Source organism: Gammaproteobacteria bacterium (assembly GCA_003696665.1).
GTDB lineage: Bacteria > Pseudomonadota > Gammaproteobacteria > Enterobacterales.
This window is the reverse complement of sequence record RFGJ01000156.1, coordinates 1-1077: the sequence shown is the minus strand read 5'-3', so window position 1 is coordinate 1077 and position 1077 is coordinate 1. Positions and strand designations below refer to the sequence as shown.

At 53.5% G+C, this 1077-nt stretch carries 1 protein-coding gene; it reads right to left on the bottom strand.

Going from position 1 to position 1077, the window contains the following annotated elements; translation table 11 throughout:
• Positions 1–90 precede the first annotated feature (90 nt).
• Positions 91–948, bottom strand: a complete 858-nt coding sequence (locus D6694_04770) for an XRE family transcriptional regulator (GenBank protein RMH45423.1) — start codon at positions 946–948, stop codon at positions 91–93.
• Between the last annotated feature and the right edge of the window lie 129 nt (positions 949–1077).

Below are 1077 nucleotides of genomic sequence, written 5' to 3'. Positions count from 1 at the left end.
CCATTATGCGGCTATTTTTTCCGGCGATATTCCCCCCGATTTTCCACCTTATGCGACCATATCCCCCCTGATGTGGTCGCATAATACCAGTTATGCGGCGGATGGCTGAGAGGCCAGGCGCGCCTCCTCCTTCTTCCACAACAGGCAATGCAGGGCGGTGACTTCATCCACGGGGAGCCATTGCACAATCCAAAAGCGGGAATCCACCACAAAGGGGAAGCGCAGCAACTGAAAACTGACCTGCCCTATGTTGGGGATATCCAGAACGATGGGGACGTGATGGCCGGTGCCAATCTCGGCCTCCCGTCCGGTGGGGGTGCTTTCCCACAAGCGGCGGAACTCCGGATATGTTTCCAGGGCCGCGGTCATGCACGGTTCATACCATTCTTCTTCCGTGTACAGGCGCATTTCGTTCTTGATGGTCAGAATCAGGGCAGAAAGGTAGGCATCGCGATTGACGATTTTCACGAATTGACCGGCCAGCCCAAAGGTCATATCGAAGACGGTGATGTTGTTCAGCACAGACGTAACAGGGTCGGCGCTATTGACGCCTGCGATATGCGGCGTGTAGCGGTTCCAGGCCAGAATGCGCTGGCTCATATCCACCAGATAGGCGGGAAACCAGATGTGCCCGTAATCCTGCGCCCATCGTCGGCACGCCCATTGAATTTCCCGCTCCGCGGGCAAGGGGTAGTCTTTCTTGTACCCGAAGGATTCAAGGACATCGTGGCGGTCGGGCAGACTGACCTTCTGATGCGTGTCCAAAACTTCCAATATCTGACTCAATACGTGGTGCGCCGGCTGACGAGTGATGCCCCGCTCGATGTTGGATAGCGTCCTGTAGGCGATTTCGGCCTCGAATGCCAGGGATTCCATAGAAAGGTGCCGGCTTTTGCGCAGTTCTCGTATCAATTTGCCGCCGTGTTGCCCCATCGCATCTCCTCCCATTGCGTTTTATGCACACAAGTCTATATTTTTTGTATGAAAGCGAGATTCTGCAAAGGCCAGGATAAAAAATATCCTGCAAAATATGTACTTTTATCTATTGCAACTGCGACAATTATACTGCATAATTGG